Consider the following 13701-nt stretch of genomic DNA (forward strand, 5'->3'; position numbering starts at 1 on the left):
GTACACATGGGGTATCTGACGCTCGTCGGCGCCATAGCCGCCGAGGTGTGCGCGACCACGGCGATGAAGTACAGCCACGGTTTCAGCAGGCCGTGGCCCTCGCTGGTGACGGCGCTGGGGTATCTGGTCTCCTTCGTGCTGCTCGCGCAGACGCTGAAGTCCGTCCAGATCGGCACGGCGTACGCGATCTGGTCCGGGGTGGGCACCGCGGCCGTCGCCGTGCTCGGGCTGCTGCTGTTCGGCGAGGGGCTGGGCGCGGCCAAGATCGCCGGGATCGTGCTGATCATCGGGGGAGTGGTGGTGCTCAACCTCGGCGGGGCGAGCCATTGACGGCCCGGCGCCACGACCCCGGCCGGCGGCAGCGGATCATCGACGCGGCGATCCGGGTGGCCGCCCGGGACGGACTCGCCGGACTGAGCCACCGCACGGTCGCCGCGGAGGCGGACGTGCCCCTCGGCTCCACCACCTACCACTTCGCCACCCTGGACGAACTGCTGGTGGCGGCCCTGTGCCAGGCCAACGAGGGTTTCGCCAGGGTGCTGGACGACAGCGGCGCGCTGACCGCGCCCGGGACCGACCTCGCGGCCGGTCTCGCCCGCGTCCTCGGGCAGTGGCTGGGCGGCGACCGTCCGGGCGCGGAGCTGGAGTACGAGCTGTACCTCGCCGCCCTGCGCCGCCCGGCCCTGCGCCCCGTCGCCGCCCGGTGGGCCGAGGAGACGGCCGCCCGCCTCGCCGCCCGCGTCGACGCCGTGACGGCCCGCGCCCTGGTCGCCCTGATGGACGGCATCTGCCTCCAGGTGCTGCTGACGGGGGGTGCCTACGACGAGGAGTACGCGCGGGAGGCGCTCGGGCGGGTGATCGGCCACGGCCCTGGCCGCCGGACGGGGGACCCGGGGGCCGGGGCGCCCGGCACCTGAGACACGGTTCGCTCCCACAGCCCGCCCCACGTTAGGTTTTCCCCATGACCGACACTGCTTCCCGTACCACCGGCGCCGTCGCCGCCGGTCTTGCCACCATCGCCTCCGACGGCACCGTCCTCGACACCTGGTACCCCGCGCCCGAACTGGTCGCGGAGCCGGGTCCGGCCGGCACCGAGCGGCTGTCCGCCGAGCGCGCGGCGGAGCTGCTGGGCGGCGGCGCGACCGCGGCGACCGGCCCGGACACCCGCCGGGGCGTCGAGGTGGTCGCGGTCCGCACGGTCATCGCCTCGCTGGACGAGAAGCCGCTGGACGCGCACGACGTCTACCTGCGGCTGCATCTGCTCTCGCACCGTCTGGTCAAGCCGCACGGCCAGAGCCTGGACGGCATCTTCGGCCACCTCGCCAACGTCGCCTGGACCTCGCTCGGCCCGGTCGCCGTGGACGACGTCGAGAAGGTGCGGCTGAACGCCCGCGCCGAGGGCCTGCACCTCCAGGTCACCTCGATCGACAAGTTCCCGCGCATGACGGACTACGTCGCCCCCAAGGGCGTCCGGATCGCCGACGCCGACCGGGTCCGCCTGGGCGCGCACCTGGCCGAGGGCACCACCGTGATGCACGAGGGCTTCGTCAACTTCAACGCCGGCACGCTCGGCACATCGATGGTCGAGGGCCGGATCTCCGCCGGTGTCGTCATCGGCGACGGCTCGGACATCGGCGGCGGCGCCTCCACCATGGGCACCCTCTCCGGCGGCGGCAACGTGATCATCTCGATCGGCGAGCGCTGCCTGATCGGCGCCGAGGCGGGCGTGGGCATCGCCCTCGGCGACGAGTGCGTGGTCGAGGCCGGTCTCTACATCACCGCGGGCACCCGGATCACCATGCCCGACGGACAGATCGTCAAGGCCCGCGACCTCAACGGCGCCTCCAACATCCTCTTCCGCCGCAACTCGGTCACCGGCACGGTCGAGGCCCGCCCGAACAACGCGGTCTGGGGCGGCCTGAACGACATCCTGCACAGCCACAACTGACGCGTCCCGCACGTCCCGAGCGCCCCTCGACCCGCGTGGTGAGGGGCGCTCGTCATGTCGGGGGCAGTCCGGCCGCGAACTCCGCCAGGGCCCCGAAGTCGCCCTCGCGCAGGCCGATGCGCGGGTCGACGTGGTGCAGCAGGGCCGGGCCGGGGTGGTGGCCGGTCACGAACACGCGGTCCGCGGGGCTCTGTTCGTCGTCCACCCAGGCGAACGGCCGGCCCCCCGCGTACGCCACGATCGCCTCCGTCTTCCAGTGCACGCCGTCGGGCCGGTGGGCGAACAGGCCCGCGCCGAAGTCGACCCAGGGCAGTTCGGGCAGGCCGAGGACCGGGGCGATCCAGCGGTTGGCCTCGACCATCCAGGTCGTCGCCCAGCACAGCTCGTAACCGAGGGCCGACAGCGCGGGGCCATGGGCCGGATTCAGCCAGACCCGCAGCGGGCGGCGGGAGTCCAGGGGGACCCGGATCGTCGTGTAGCCCTCGGGCCGGCGCTCCGGCCGGGCCGCGTACGGGTTCAGGGGGCCGTCGACGTCCAGGAACAGCAGGGGGCGGCTCACCCGGACACCGTACGGCAGACGGGGGCGCGGGGGTCAGGATCGTGTCAACTCCGCGTGGCGGGCGAGGAGGGCCTTGGCGGTGACCGTGCCGGGCAGGCCTGAGTCCATCATGGCCTCGATCAACGGGGTGGCGCGGAGCTGGAGCCGGGTGGCCCGGGCGGTGTCGCCCGCGTCGAAGGCGTCGAGGACCGCGGCGATGTGCCGGGGAGCCGCGTTGGCGACGGTGCTGACGCAGCCCGCCGCGCCGACGGCGTAGAGGGCGAGGTTCTGTTCGTCGCAGCCCGCGTAGTAGGCCAAGTCGGTGCGGGCCAGGACCTTCTGGGTGCCGAGGAGGTCGTAGGAGCAGTCCTTGACGCCGACGATCCGGGGGTGTTCGGCGAGGCGGAGGATCGTCTCCGGCTCGATGCGCGTGCCGGTGCGGCCGGGGATGTCGTAGAGCAGCACGGGGAGTCCGCTCGCGTCGGCGACGGCGCGGAAGTGGGCGGCCACGGCCTCCTGGGGCGGCCTGCTGTAGTACGGCGCCACCACCAAGACGGCGTCGGCGCCCGCCTTCTCGGCGGCGAGGGCGAGTTCCGCGGTGTGCCGGGTGTCGGCGGTGCCGATGCCCGCGATCAGCGGGACCCGTGCGCCGACCGCCTCCCGTACGGCCGTGATCAGCTCCGCCTTCTCGGCGTCCGTCGTGGTCGGGGACTCGCCCGTGGTGCCGTTGAGGACCAGGCCGTCACAGCCCTCGGCCACCAGATGGGCGGCCAGCTCCGCGGCCCCGGCCCGGTCCAGCGCGCCCTCCTCGGTGAACGGGGTGATCATCGCGCAGAGGGCGCGGCCGAAGGGGGACCGCCGGTGTGTGATCGTCATGGAAGCAGTGTCGGCAGTTCCTCGATGAAGCTCTACTTAATTCTTCTTCAAGGGTATCGGTAAGTTCGCTTAATGATTCCGGGTGTGGCGCAAGGTCGTGTGTCCAAGTCGGCCCGTCATGGGTCACTATGGCCAAAGGGTCGTCACCGACGTCAGCCATGGGAGGCACCATGAAGCTCGGCAAGGCACTGGCCACCGGAGTCGCCGAGGAGCGGCCGCCGGTGCAGGAGGAAGAGACCCGGCAGCCCGTCGAGGCGGAGCGCACCGCACCGGCCGAGCCGGCCCGTGAAGAGGTCCCGGCCGCCCGATGAGGCTGCGGCTCCCGGCGGAACGCCCCACGGAGCCGCCGACCGGCTACAAGATCGCCCACCCGGTGCTGTCCCAGGACGGCACCCGGGTGGGGTTCACCGGCGTGTCGCTCGGCGGCGCGCTCCCGTACGGGGTGCTCGACGAGGCGTCCTGCGTCTACGGACGCAGGCACCGCCCACCCGCGCGCCTGTGCGACTGCGGTTTCCACTGCGTCCACGACCGCGCCGCCGCCGAGGCCCTGCGCTGCACCGCCGAGCACCGCACGGCGCTGCTGCTCGACGTCACCGTGCTCGGCGCCTACATCCGTTTCGAGCGCGGCTTCCGGTACGCCCGGCAGCGGGTGCGCACCGCCACCGCGGGCCCCTGCGCCTGCGGTGCCACCGCGGCCCTGCTGGCCGATGCCGGCTGGGGCAGACCCGGCTGGCGCGCGCTGGCCCCCTCCTGCGCGGGCTGCGCGCGCGGCCGGGTGTCCGTCACCCTCGACCGGTTCGCCCGGCTGGCCGGGGAGGGGCTGCGGGTGCGGGCGGACGACGGCGTCCGCGCCGGGGCCGTCACCGAGCCGGACCCAGGCGCCGAGCTGAGCGTGCCCGAACTGGTCGCTGAGGCCGCGCTGTTGCAGGCGCGGCTCGACTGGTTCCAGTCCCAGCTCGCGCGCCTCGGCGACCGCGGGACCGGGGGCCAGGACAAGGGCTGACGCCCCCGGGCCCGGGTACCCGGATGTTCTGTACAGAGAGGAGGCGGGACACCGTGACCGTGACCTCGCACACGCGACCCGCAATCGAGACCCACCCCCGACGGCTCGACGGGCACCACCCCTCCACGGGTGAACTCGTCAACCGGGCCACCGAACAGCTCTCCCGGTTGCTCCGGCAGGAGGTCGCCCTCGCCAAGGCGGAGCTGGCCGAGAAGGGCAAGCGCGCCGGACGCGGCGGCGGACTGCTGGGCGCCGCGGGCGCCCTCGCCTACGTGGGACTGATCGTGCTGGCCGGCGCGGCCACCGCGGCCCTGCGGCTGGTGCTGCCCCTGTGGGCGGCCGCGCTGGTCGTCGCGGTCGCGCTGTTCCTGGTGGCCGCCGCACTGGCCGCCACCGGACGCGCCCAACTGCGCCGCGCGGGCTCGCCGGTGCCCGAGAGGACGCTCGGCAGCGTCAAGGCCGATGTGGACGTGATCAAGGAAAGGGCGCATCGATGACCGACAGGACCCCCCACCGCCCGGGTGCCAAGGGCCCCGACGAGCTGCGCCGGCAGATCGAGCAGACCAGAAGCCAACTGGGCGACACCGTGTCCCAGTTGGTGGACCGGGTCGATGTGAAGGGCCGGGCGCGGGCGCGGGCCGCCGACCTGCGGGACAAGGCGGGCGCCATGACCGTGCAGCTGCGCTCCAGCGCGGCCCACGCCGGGCACGGCGCCCAGGACCGGGCCGCGCACGCGGCGCAGGCGGTGCGGGGCCGGGCCGCGCGGGCGGGGCACGCCGTACAGGGGACCGGGCACGCCCTCCAGTCCCGGGTCACCGGACACGGCGGTCCGGGGGCGGACGGGCAGCCCCTGAGCGACCGGGCCGTGGAAGCCGGGCGCCATGTGCAGAGCAGGGCGCTGGACGCCGGGCACCGGGTCCAGGACAAGGCGGTCCAGGCGGGTGCCCGGGTGCAGGACAAGGCCACCCAGGCGGGCGTTCGGGCCCAGGACAGGGCCGCCCGGGCCGGGTCCCGGGTCGCCGCGCCCGCGCGCAAGGTCTCCCAGGGCCTGCGGGAGCTGCCCACCCCGGTACTGATCGCGGGCGCCACCGGCGTGCTCGCCCTGATCGCCGCCGGGGTGCTGGGCCGCCGGGACCGCGCCCGCCGCGGCTGCTGAGACTCCCGGGGCCGCCCGGGGTCTCGCGACACACCCTCCCACCGAAAACTCGGTCCGTCTGGACGAAAAGGTCTTCGGTGGGAGGGCGTGCGCGTGCTGGATGTGACCGTGATCGAGGACTCCGAGGCCGCGGCCGTGCCGCTTGACCCCGTCCGCGCCCGGCTGCCGGCCGAACGGGCCGCCGGGTCCGCGTCGGCGGCCATGCCGGCCGGCGAGGTCGGATCGCCCCGGCAGGTCCGCCCCGCCCTCGTCCGCCCCAGCGGCCGCGGCCGCCGGGGCGATCCGCTCGGCGCCGGCGTGCACGGCTTCGCGCCGGGTGCCGACGGCGGGGCGGACGAGGCCGCCGGGCAGGACTGGCCGAACGGGGCGTTCGGCCAGTCCCGCACCCGTCGGAGCGGTCCCGATCCCGCGGACCGGTCCTGACCCCCTCGGATCAGGGGCGGAACCGCAGCACCTGCGGGTCGTGGTCGCTGATCTGGTCGTGGAACTCCGAGTTGATGTGCACGCTGTCGTACGCGAAGTCGTCGCGGCGCACCGCCGGGCTGATCAGGATCTGGTCCAGCACCTGCGCGTTGCCCTGGTAGTCGTAGGTGTAACGCTCGTTCGCCGGCAGCGACTTGATCGCCGACCACAGCTCGCCGTCGCCCTCGAGGATCTGCGCGGTGCCGGAGAACTCGAAGTCGTTCATGTCGCCGACCGCGAGGACGTTCGCGTTCTTCTGGACCTTCAGGATGTCCTTCACGAACGCGTTGACCTCGGCCGCCTGCGCGTGGCGCTGGTTCTCCGAGCTGCGGGTGACCGGCTGGTACTGACCGGTCAGCGGCTGGTCGCCGCCCTTGGAGACCAGGTGGTTGGCGATCACGAAGACGGTCTTGCCGCGGAAGACGAACTGGCCGACCAGCGGCTTGCGGCTGTTCTGCCAGGCGGCGCTGGCCGGGTCGATCCGGCCCGGGGAGACGGTCAGTTCGGCCTTGCCGTGCACCTTGGTGACGCCGACCGCGGTGGTGGAGTCGCCGCCCGCGCGGTCCACGAAGGACACCCGCTCGGGGTTGAACAGGAACACCTGGCGGATGTTGCCGCCCGGCTCGCCGCCGTCCTGGTCGTTGACCGGGTCGATGGCGCGCCAGTCGTAGCGGGGGCCGCCCGCCGCCACGATCGCGTCGATCAGCTTGTTCACGGTGACGCTCGCGTCGACCGTGCCGTCGTCCGTGGCGCCGTTGTCGTCCTGGATCTCCTCCAGGGACACGATGTCGGGCGACTGGAGGTTGTGCACGATCGCCGCGGCGTGCTGGTCGAAGGTGTTGTCCGAGGGGTCGAGGTTCTCGACGTTGTACGTCGCCACCGCGAGCTGCTTGTCGGACTGCTTCTCGGTGGTCTCGCGCTGCAGCCCGCCGCTCTTCAGCGTGCCGAGCCGCCCGGCCACCAGGGTGTAGCCGCCGTACTGGTTGAAGTCCAGCGGGCCGGTGGTGGTGCCGGCGAGGGTGTCGCCGACGTCGGCCGTCGGGAAGTCGGCGGTGGCGCCCAGGGACTGGATCTGGAGCCGGCCCGTGTTCTGGGAGTCGTAGGAGCCGTAGACCGTGCCGCCGCGGGAGGCGCGGTGCTCGTCCGGCTTCACGGTGACCCACAGCTCGGCGTAGGGGTCGGTGGCGGTGACCACCCGGGCGTCGGCGACCTGGACGTTCATGCCCTCCAGGGACTCGTAGTAGTCCAGGGCGTACGTGTCGGGCCGCAGCGGCAGGTTGTTGATCGAACCGCGGTCGGCGCTGTCCCCCTGCGGGGTGTACCGGTCCGGCACCGACTTCGCGTCGATGACGACCGGCGCCGGGACGGCGTTGCCGGTGGAGACCGTGGTGACCACCGGCTTGCTGATCTCCGTCAGGGACTGGTTGCCGGTGGCGGCACCGCCCGGGACGTACTCGGAGACCGTGCCGGTCACCGTCACCGCGTCGCCGACGGCGACCTTGGGCGTGGAGCTGGTGAAGACGAATATGCCCTCGCTGGTCGCCGGGTTGTCGTCCGGCGTCGGGTCCTGGAGCCAGAAGCCCTTGGAGGAGCCGTAGGTGCGCGTGGCCGTGACGATGCCCGGCACGTCCGTCACCTTCTGCCCGGCGTAGGGCGACAGGCGGGTGGTGCCCTGGATGTCGTGGATGCGCACCGAGTCGGCGTGCGCGGGCGAGGTGAGGACGACGGCCGACGCGGCGGAACAGACGGCGGCGACGGTGAGCGCGGCGAGGCGCGCGGTGGACCTGCTCGGCAAGGGGATCCCTCCGGGGCGTGACTGGGTGCCGGGACGAGGCGGAATGGGAGCGTGTGGGGGCCGTTGCCCTCCGTGACGCGCGTAGAGCCCGGCGAACGGCTGTTCCCCCGACTTCTACGCGCGTCAATCTCCAGCCTGGGCCGGGGAGTTGTCAAGGTTTCGGCCATGTACGAGGGGCGGCCGGGAGATGAACCGGGCGGCATGGGTGGAAATCCGTCTAGGCTGAGGGGCTGAGCCCGTTCACGCTCCGAGGAGATCCAGCCGATGTCAGACAGCTCCCCCCTGCCGCCCGTACGGCTGCACTCCGAAGCGGAGCTGGCGCGCGCCGCACTGTCCACGCCCCTGCTCACCCGGGCCGCCCGCCTCGCCCGCTGGGCGGGCCCCGGAACCCGGGTGGACGCGGGCGGCAGCCTGGTCGAGGAACAGCTTCCGGACGCCGCCGACCAGCTGGGTCTCACCGGCGACGACGCGGCCGCCTACGCCGCCGAGGCCTGGCGGGCCGCGCTGGACTCCGGACTGGTCGAGATCGCCGACGAGGAGGCCGGCACGGTCGGCGCGGGCGAGGCGCTGGGGCTGCTCACCGGCTCCCCGCACGAGGTGCTCACCGTGTGGCTGGCCGCCCTGGAGACGGTGCTCGCCGACGCGAGCGTGCCCGACCTGGACGATCTGGTGGACGCGCTGGACGAGGGCGGCGAGATCGATTTCGCGTCACTCGACTGGGACCCCGAGGCCGAGGCCGAGTTCCTCGACGGCGTCCTCGGCAACCTCTATCTGCTGACCGTGAGTGAGGACGGCGCCGGGGACGGGCCCGTGCCGCTGCCCGCCCTCGCCGCGTCGATGATCGTGCCCGACGACATGGGCGAACCCACCGACGACGTGCTGGAGCAGGTCTCCGACGCGATGATGCGCCTGGACGACCAGTTCCGGACGCTGGAGCCGATCGGCCTGGTCGAGTACGAGCCGGTGGACGAGGCGCTGATGGCCGACGCGGAGGAGGAGCCCGCGGCCCCGCTGGACGAGACCGACGTCTCCCGTTACGGCATGGTCCGCCTCACCCCGCTCGGCGCCTACGGGCTGCGCGCCCGGCTGCTGGAGGCCGGCTTCGACGCGCCCGCCGTCGGCGACCTCGCCGACAAGGGCGCGGACGCGCTGCTCGACGGCACCGCCGGTTTCGGGCCGGCCGCCGCCCGTGCCGAGACCGAGCAGTGGCTGGCCCGGCAGGAACCGCTCGCCGCGGCGCGGGAGCTGCTGGCCGCGGCCCGCGGTGCCGACGCCGGGGCGCCGCTGCGGCGGCTGCGCTGCCAGCAGGCGCTGTCCCTGGTCGGCGCGGAGGCGGAGCCCGCGCTGCGGGAGGTGCTGGACGATCCCGAACTCGGCGGGCTGGCCCGGGTCTGGCTCAGCGAGCGGGGCGCGGCCGAGGTGCCGGCGCCGTCCCAGGAGCTGGTGTTCTGGCTGACCATCGACACCGTCGCCGCCCAGCTGGCCGCCGAGGGCAACTCCGAGGAACTCCAGGCCCTGGTGGAGGGGCTGGCCGAGCAGCACAGCGGCTTCTTCGCGGCGGCGTGGCGGGTGGAGCACCCGGCGACGGCCGATGTGCTGGAGGCGATGGGCCGGCTGCACCCGGACAAGAAGGTGGCGAAGGAGGCCCGCAAGGCGGCGTTCAAGGCGCGCTCTCAGCACGGGGGCTGAGCGCCCGCGGGTGAGCCGGGCTTGGGGCGGCCATGGGGCCGGGTATACGGATTCTTGAACAAGGGACCTCGATGCGGCCTCCTGTTCAACTCCCGTTCAGGCACCGGCGGGAGCGTGTGCGCGGTCCGCCGCCCTCCACGGCTCACCCGTCCGTCACAGGAGACACCATGTCGCTCACCCGCAGGGACTTCGCCAGAACATCCGCGTTCACCGGTGCCGGGATCGCCCTGGCGGGCAGCGTCGGCGCCCTCGCCACCGCGCCGAACGCCCTCGCGTCCACGGAGACCGGCAGCGCGCACACCGGCCGCGGGGACGCCCCGGAGCACGGCCGCCCCGAAGTCGGCTACGGCCCGCTGCACCCCGACCCCGAGGGCATCCTCGCGCTGCCCGCGGGCTTCTCGTACGAGATCGTCACCTACAGCGGGAAGACCCGCCTGGAGTCCGGGGAGTTCACCCCGTCCAACCACGACGGCACCTCCACGTTCGAGGGCCCCCGGGGCACCACCCTGCTGGTCAACAACCACGAACTGGCGGGCCCGCGCGCCAAGTGGACCTACCCGGTGCCGCTCACCGAGGGCCTGGTGTACGACCCCGCCGCGGCCGGCGGCTGCACCGTGGTCGAGGTCCGCCGGGGCCACGTCGCCGAGTGGGTCGGCATCGCCGGCACCTCCACCAACTGCGCGGGCGGCAACACCCCGTGGGGCACCTGGCTGACCTGCGAGGAGACCGAGGACAAGGCCGGCCAGAACGGCATGACCAAGGACCACGGCTACGTCTTCGAGGTGGACCCGGCCGACCGCCGGGCCAACCGCGCCCCCAAGCCCGTCAAGGCGCTGGGCCGGTACGCCCACGAGGCGGTCGTCGTCGATCCCAAGCGCGGCCACCTCTACCTCACCGAGGACGCCTCCGGGCCCAACGGGCTGTTCTACCGCTGGACCCCGCCGGCCGGCTTCCGGCACGGCCACGGCCGGCTGCGCACCCTCGCCGACGACGCGGGCGCCCTCCAGGCGTTCAAGTGCTTCGACTCCGGCGGCCGGTTCGTGGACGACCTCTCCCGCGCCACGAGGACCGGCACGGTGTACGGCGTCGACTGGGTGGACGTGCCCGACCGCGACGCCCGGACGGTGTCCACGCGCAAGCAGTTCGGCGACGGCCAGATCACCCGCGCCCGCAAGCTGGAGGGCATGTGGTGGGGTGACGGCGGCGTCTACGTCGTCTCCTCCTACGCCCGCGCGGAGAGCCCGGTCCAGCACGACGGCCAGGTCTGGTTCTACGACCCCCGGCGCCGGACCCTCACCCTCAAGGTGCTGCTCGGCGTGAACCCGGACCCGGCCCAGGACGGCGCGTTCGACGGCCCGGACAACATCACCGTCTCGCCGTACGGCGGTCTCGTCATCGCCGAGGACGGCGAGGGCGTCCAGCATCTGTTCGGCGCCACCGACAGCGGCCGGACCTACCCGATCGCCCGCAACGAGCTGAACATCGGCACCGAACAGAAGCCGGAGTACAGCGAGTTCACCGGCGTCACCTTCTCGCCCGACGGGCGGACCCTGTACGCCAACATCCAGACCCCGGGCATCATGGTCGCCATCACCGGGCCCTGGAAGCGCCAGCGGAAGTAATCAATTCGCTCGCCCCGCCCGCGGCCCGCCTCCTAGAGTGACGTACGTCCAGGTGCGACAGGCAGGACCTACTTCCACTTCTGAGGGGGAGGCCGCGGGTTCGACTCCCGCCACCGGTGCCGGCAGGCCGGTGTAGCTCAGTGGCAGAGCACCAACCGTCGGTTCAGCCGCCCTCGATCTCTGGACACCTGTTTCTTCACGCACCTCCCGGTGCGCGGGGCGGCGGCTCCTTCTTCTGTGACGAGAATCCACGCCGCGGCCCGCCCTGATCTCGGGAGGCGCGCCACACGGTGGGTGCCCGGCCCGTCCCGGGCCCCCTCCCTTTGGCGCGCCTTCCTCGAAGCGAGCATGAATTCGGGGGAATTCACCATGGCGCGATTCAACACGCCTGCCACCAAGGCGCGCCCCGCCTTTGCGGTCACGACGACCGGCCGCGAACTGTCCACGCACGAGGGCGGCCGGGGCCGCGAGCGCGACGCCCGTTCGGAGCTCTTCCTCCTCGCCGTCTCCCACCTGGTCTCCGAGGACACCTTCTACGAGAGCGGCGAGGACCGCGACGACCGGTACGCCCGGCTGGTGCGCGACCTCGCCGTCGCGGACCCCGAGTGGACGGCCGGGCTGCTCGGCTGGCTGCGCGGCGAGGGCACCATGCGCACCGCGTCGATCGTGGGCGCCGCCGAGTACACGCACGCACGGCTCACCGCGGGCGCGACCGGCGGTCCCACCGGCCGCCAGGTCGTGGACTCGGTCCTGCGGCGGCCCGACGAGCCGGGCGAGTTGCTCGCCTACTGGGTGTCGCGGTACGGCCGCGCCGTCCCCAAGCCCGTCAAGCGCGGGATCGCCGACGCGGTACGACGGCTGTACCACCCCAAGGCGCTGCTGAAGTACGACACCGCGTCCAAGGGCTACCGCTTCGGCGACGTCCTCAACCTCGTCCACGCCGCCCCGGACCCGGACAGGCCCTGGCAGGGCGAGCTGTTCCGGTACGCGCTGGACCGGCGCCACCACCCGGAGACGGCCGTGCCGCCCGCGGCGCTGCCGCTGCTCGCCGCGCACCGGGAGCTGATGCGGTTGCCGGTCGCCGGGCGGCGGGCCGTCGTCACCTCGCCGGGCGCCGCCGAACGGCTGGCCGCGGCCGGGATGACCTGGGAGGCGCTGGCCGGCTGGCTCCAGGGGCCGATGGACAAGGCGGCCTGGGAGGCGGTGATCCCGTCGATGGGCGTGATGGCGCTGGTGCGCAACCTGCGCAACTTCGACGCCGCCGGGGTCTCGGACGAGGTGGCCGAGCAGGTCGCGGCGCGGCTCGGGGACCCGGAGCAGGTGGCCCGGTCGCGGCAGTTCCCCTTCCGCTACCTCGCCGCCTACCGGCACGCCCCCTCGCTGCGGTGGGCGTATCCCCTGGAGCGGGCGCTGCGCCACTCACTGGGCAGCGTGCCCGCGCTGCCGGGGCGGACGCTGGTGCTGGTCGACCGGTCGGGTTCCATGTTCCGGTCGCGGTCCGGGGGCGGGTCGGGGCTGACGCGCGCGGACGCCGCGGCGGTCTTCGGCACGGCCGTGGCGATGCGGGCCGCGTCCGCGGACCTGGTGGAGTTCGGTTCGGCGAGCGCGGCGGTCCCGTACCGGCGGGGCGAGTCGGTGCTCAGGGCCCTGGAGCGGTTCGGGAACCTCGGCGGTACGGACACGACCGGGGCGATCCGCCGGCACTACCGCCGGCACGACCGGGTGCTGATCGTCACGGACGAGCAGTACGCGGCCGGCGGGCACGGTGAGCCGACGTCGCAGGTCCCCGCGGACGTGCCGGTCTACACCTGGAACCTGGAGGGCTACCGGGCCGGGCACGGCCCCTCGGGCGCGGCGCACCGGCACACCTTCGGGGGCCTCACGGACGCGGCGTTCCGCATGGTCCCGCTGCTGGAGGCGGCACGGGACGCGCGCTGGCCCTGGCAGTCGTGAGGCATCCGGGGGCGCGGGGAGCCGCCCCGGCCGGCTCCCCGCGCCGCCCCGGCGAACTCCCTGTCAAAGGGCCTTCGCCGCCGGTTCCACCATGTTGCGGACCGTCCGCGCCTTCACGAAGTCGCCCATCGCCGTCATGTCCCATTCGCCGGAGAACTGGCGGATCAGCTTGGCCATCATGACGCCGGTCTGCGGTTCGGCGTGCGTGAGGTCGAAGCGGACCAGTTCCTCCTCCGTGGCCGCGTCGACCAGGCGGCAGTATGCCTTGGCGACGTCCGTGAACTTCTGGCCGGAGAAGGAGTTGACGGTGAAGACGAGACCGGTGACCTCCTGGGGGATGCGGCCCAGGTCGACGACGATCACCTCGTCGTCGCCCGCGCCCTCGCCCGTGAGGTTGTCGCCGGAGTGCTTGACCGCGCCCTTGAGGATCGTCAGCTTGCCGAAGTAGCAGCTGTCGACGTGGTTGCGCTCGGGGCCGTAGGCGATCACCGAGGCGTCCAGGTCGATGTCGCCGCCCCGGAACGCCGGCTCCCAGCCGAGCCCCATCCGCACCTGGGACAGGAGCGGGCGACCGCCCTTGACCAGGGACACCGTCTGGTTCTTCCGCAGGCTCACCCGGCCCTTGTCCAGGTTGATCTTCCCGGCGCCGGGCGCGGGGG

The 13701-nt window shown here is 73.5% G+C and carries 14 protein-coding genes and 1 pseudogene; 11 read left to right on the top strand and 4 right to left on the bottom strand.

Features of this window, described 5'->3' with window-relative positions:
- The first annotated feature begins 6 nt into the window (after positions 1-6).
- Genes FRZ03_RS23560 through dapD form a run of 3 tightly spaced genes read left to right on the top strand, consistent with a single transcriptional unit; the run spans position 7 to position 1948 of the window.
- A complete protein-coding gene (locus FRZ03_RS23560; RefSeq protein WP_146467139.1) occupies positions 7-330 on the top strand; it encodes a DMT family transporter in 324 nt (107 codons plus the stop codon).
- Positions 327-917: a TetR/AcrR family transcriptional regulator gene (locus tag FRZ03_RS23565; RefSeq protein WP_146467140.1), complete on the top strand. Its 591-nt coding sequence runs from the start codon at positions 327-329 to the stop codon at positions 915-917. The genes FRZ03_RS23560 and FRZ03_RS23565 overlap by 4 nt, the downstream gene beginning before the upstream one ends.
- A gap of 44 nt (positions 918-961) precedes the next feature.
- Positions 962-1948, top strand: a complete 987-nt coding sequence (dapD, locus tag FRZ03_RS23570) for a 2,3,4,5-tetrahydropyridine-2,6-dicarboxylate N-succinyltransferase (RefSeq protein ID WP_146467141.1) — start codon at positions 962-964, stop codon at positions 1946-1948.
- Positions 1949-2000: 52 nt separating this feature from the next.
- Here the strand turns inward: dapD and FRZ03_RS23575 are convergent, their stop codons facing one another.
- Both FRZ03_RS23575 and dapA read right to left on the bottom strand, forming a co-directional pair.
- On the bottom strand, positions 2001-2507 hold the full coding sequence (locus FRZ03_RS23575) for a hypothetical protein (protein WP_146467142.1): 507 nt from the start codon (positions 2505-2507) through the stop codon (positions 2001-2003).
- Positions 2508-2540: 33 nt separating this feature from the next.
- Positions 2541-3362 (bottom strand): 4-hydroxy-tetrahydrodipicolinate synthase, encoded by an 822-nt coding sequence (dapA, locus tag FRZ03_RS23580; protein ID WP_146467143.1) that lies wholly within the window; start codon positions 3360-3362, stop codon positions 2541-2543.
- 170 nt (positions 3363-3532) lie between these two features.
- Here dapA and FRZ03_RS39290 point away from each other — a divergent pair, with 170 nt between their 5' ends.
- From FRZ03_RS39290 to FRZ03_RS23600, 5 genes and pseudogenes are all read left to right on the top strand, one after another.
- Positions 3533-3673 carry a hypothetical protein gene (locus tag FRZ03_RS39290; protein WP_186785571.1) on the top strand — a complete coding sequence of 47 codons (141 nt, stop codon included), beginning with the start codon at positions 3533-3535 and terminating at the stop codon, positions 3671-3673.
- Positions 3670-4365, top strand: a complete 696-nt coding sequence (locus FRZ03_RS23585) for a hypothetical protein (RefSeq protein ID WP_146467144.1) — start codon at positions 3670-3672, stop codon at positions 4363-4365. Before FRZ03_RS39290 ends, FRZ03_RS23585 begins: the two co-directional genes overlap by 4 nt.
- 53 nt (positions 4366-4418) lie before the next feature.
- Positions 4419-4862, top strand: coding sequence for a phage holin family protein (locus FRZ03_RS23590; RefSeq protein ID WP_146467145.1), 444 nt, complete (start codon positions 4419-4421; stop codon positions 4860-4862).
- Positions 4859-5521 (top strand): DUF3618 domain-containing protein, encoded by a 663-nt coding sequence (locus FRZ03_RS23595; protein WP_146467146.1) that lies wholly within the window; start codon positions 4859-4861, stop codon positions 5519-5521. Before FRZ03_RS23590 ends, FRZ03_RS23595 begins: the two co-directional genes overlap by 4 nt.
- 93 nt (positions 5522-5614) lie before the next feature.
- Positions 5615-5803: pseudogene (locus tag FRZ03_RS23600) on the top strand (ArsR family transcriptional regulator); the annotation flags it as partial.
- 151 nt (positions 5804-5954) lie between these two features.
- Here FRZ03_RS23600 and FRZ03_RS23605 read toward each other — a convergent pair.
- Positions 5955-7778: an endonuclease/exonuclease/phosphatase family protein gene (locus FRZ03_RS23605; RefSeq protein ID WP_146467147.1), complete on the bottom strand. Its 1824-nt coding sequence runs from the start codon at positions 7776-7778 to the stop codon at positions 5955-5957.
- Between the two features lie 264 nt (positions 7779-8042).
- Between FRZ03_RS23605 and FRZ03_RS23610 the strand changes: the two genes are divergently transcribed.
- The 3 genes from FRZ03_RS23610 (at position 8043) to FRZ03_RS23620 (ending at position 13042) form a co-directional block, all read left to right on the top strand.
- A complete protein-coding gene (locus FRZ03_RS23610) occupies positions 8043-9467 on the top strand; it encodes a hypothetical protein (RefSeq protein WP_146467148.1) in 1425 nt (474 codons plus the stop codon).
- 167 nt (positions 9468-9634) lie between these two features.
- Positions 9635-11089 carry an alkaline phosphatase PhoX gene (locus FRZ03_RS23615; protein ID WP_146467149.1) on the top strand — a complete coding sequence of 485 codons (1455 nt, stop codon included), beginning with the start codon at positions 9635-9637 and terminating at the stop codon, positions 11087-11089.
- Positions 11090-11458: 369 nt separating this feature from the next.
- Positions 11459-13042: a TROVE domain-containing protein gene (locus tag FRZ03_RS23620; RefSeq protein ID WP_146467150.1), complete on the top strand. Its 1584-nt coding sequence runs from the start codon at positions 11459-11461 to the stop codon at positions 13040-13042.
- Positions 13043-13105: 63 nt separating this feature from the next.
- Here the strand turns inward: FRZ03_RS23620 and FRZ03_RS23625 are convergent.
- Positions 13106-13701: TerD family protein (locus FRZ03_RS23625; RefSeq protein WP_186785573.1), on the bottom strand; the 596-nt coding region annotated here is incomplete at its 5' end.

Source organism: Streptomyces misionensis (assembly GCF_007896895.1).
Lineage (GTDB): Bacteria > Actinomycetota > Actinomycetes > Streptomycetales > Streptomycetaceae > Streptomyces > Streptomyces misionensis_A.

What these genes read in the sequence shown, in the direction of transcription:
- FRZ03_RS39290 (WP_186785571.1), top strand. Translation starts at nt 3,533, where the DNA reads ATGAAGCTCGGCAAGGCACTGGCCACCGGAGTCGCCGAGGAGCGGCCG.
- FRZ03_RS23585 (WP_146467144.1), top strand. Translation starts at nt 3,670, where the DNA reads ATGAGGCTGCGGCTCCCGGCGGAACGCCCCACGGAGCCGCCGACCGGC.
- FRZ03_RS23615 (WP_146467149.1), top strand. Translation starts at nt 9,635, where the DNA reads ATGTCGCTCACCCGCAGGGACTTCGCCAGAACATCCGCGTTCACCGGT.
- FRZ03_RS23595 (WP_146467146.1), top strand. Translation starts at nt 4,859, where the DNA reads ATGACCGACAGGACCCCCCACCGCCCGGGTGCCAAGGGCCCCGACGAG.
- FRZ03_RS23610 (WP_146467148.1), top strand. Translation starts at nt 8,043, where the DNA reads ATGTCAGACAGCTCCCCCCTGCCGCCCGTACGGCTGCACTCCGAAGCG.
- FRZ03_RS23620 (WP_146467150.1), top strand. Translation starts at nt 11,459, where the DNA reads ATGGCGCGATTCAACACGCCTGCCACCAAGGCGCGCCCCGCCTTTGCG.
- dapA (WP_146467143.1), bottom strand. Translation starts at nt 3,362, where the DNA reads ATGACGATCACACACCGGCGGTCCCCCTTCGGCCGCGCCCTCTGCGCG.
- dapD (WP_146467141.1), top strand. Translation starts at nt 962, where the DNA reads ATGACCGACACTGCTTCCCGTACCACCGGCGCCGTCGCCGCCGGTCTT.
- FRZ03_RS23560 (WP_146467139.1), top strand. Translation starts at nt 7, where the DNA reads ATGGGGTATCTGACGCTCGTCGGCGCCATAGCCGCCGAGGTGTGCGCG.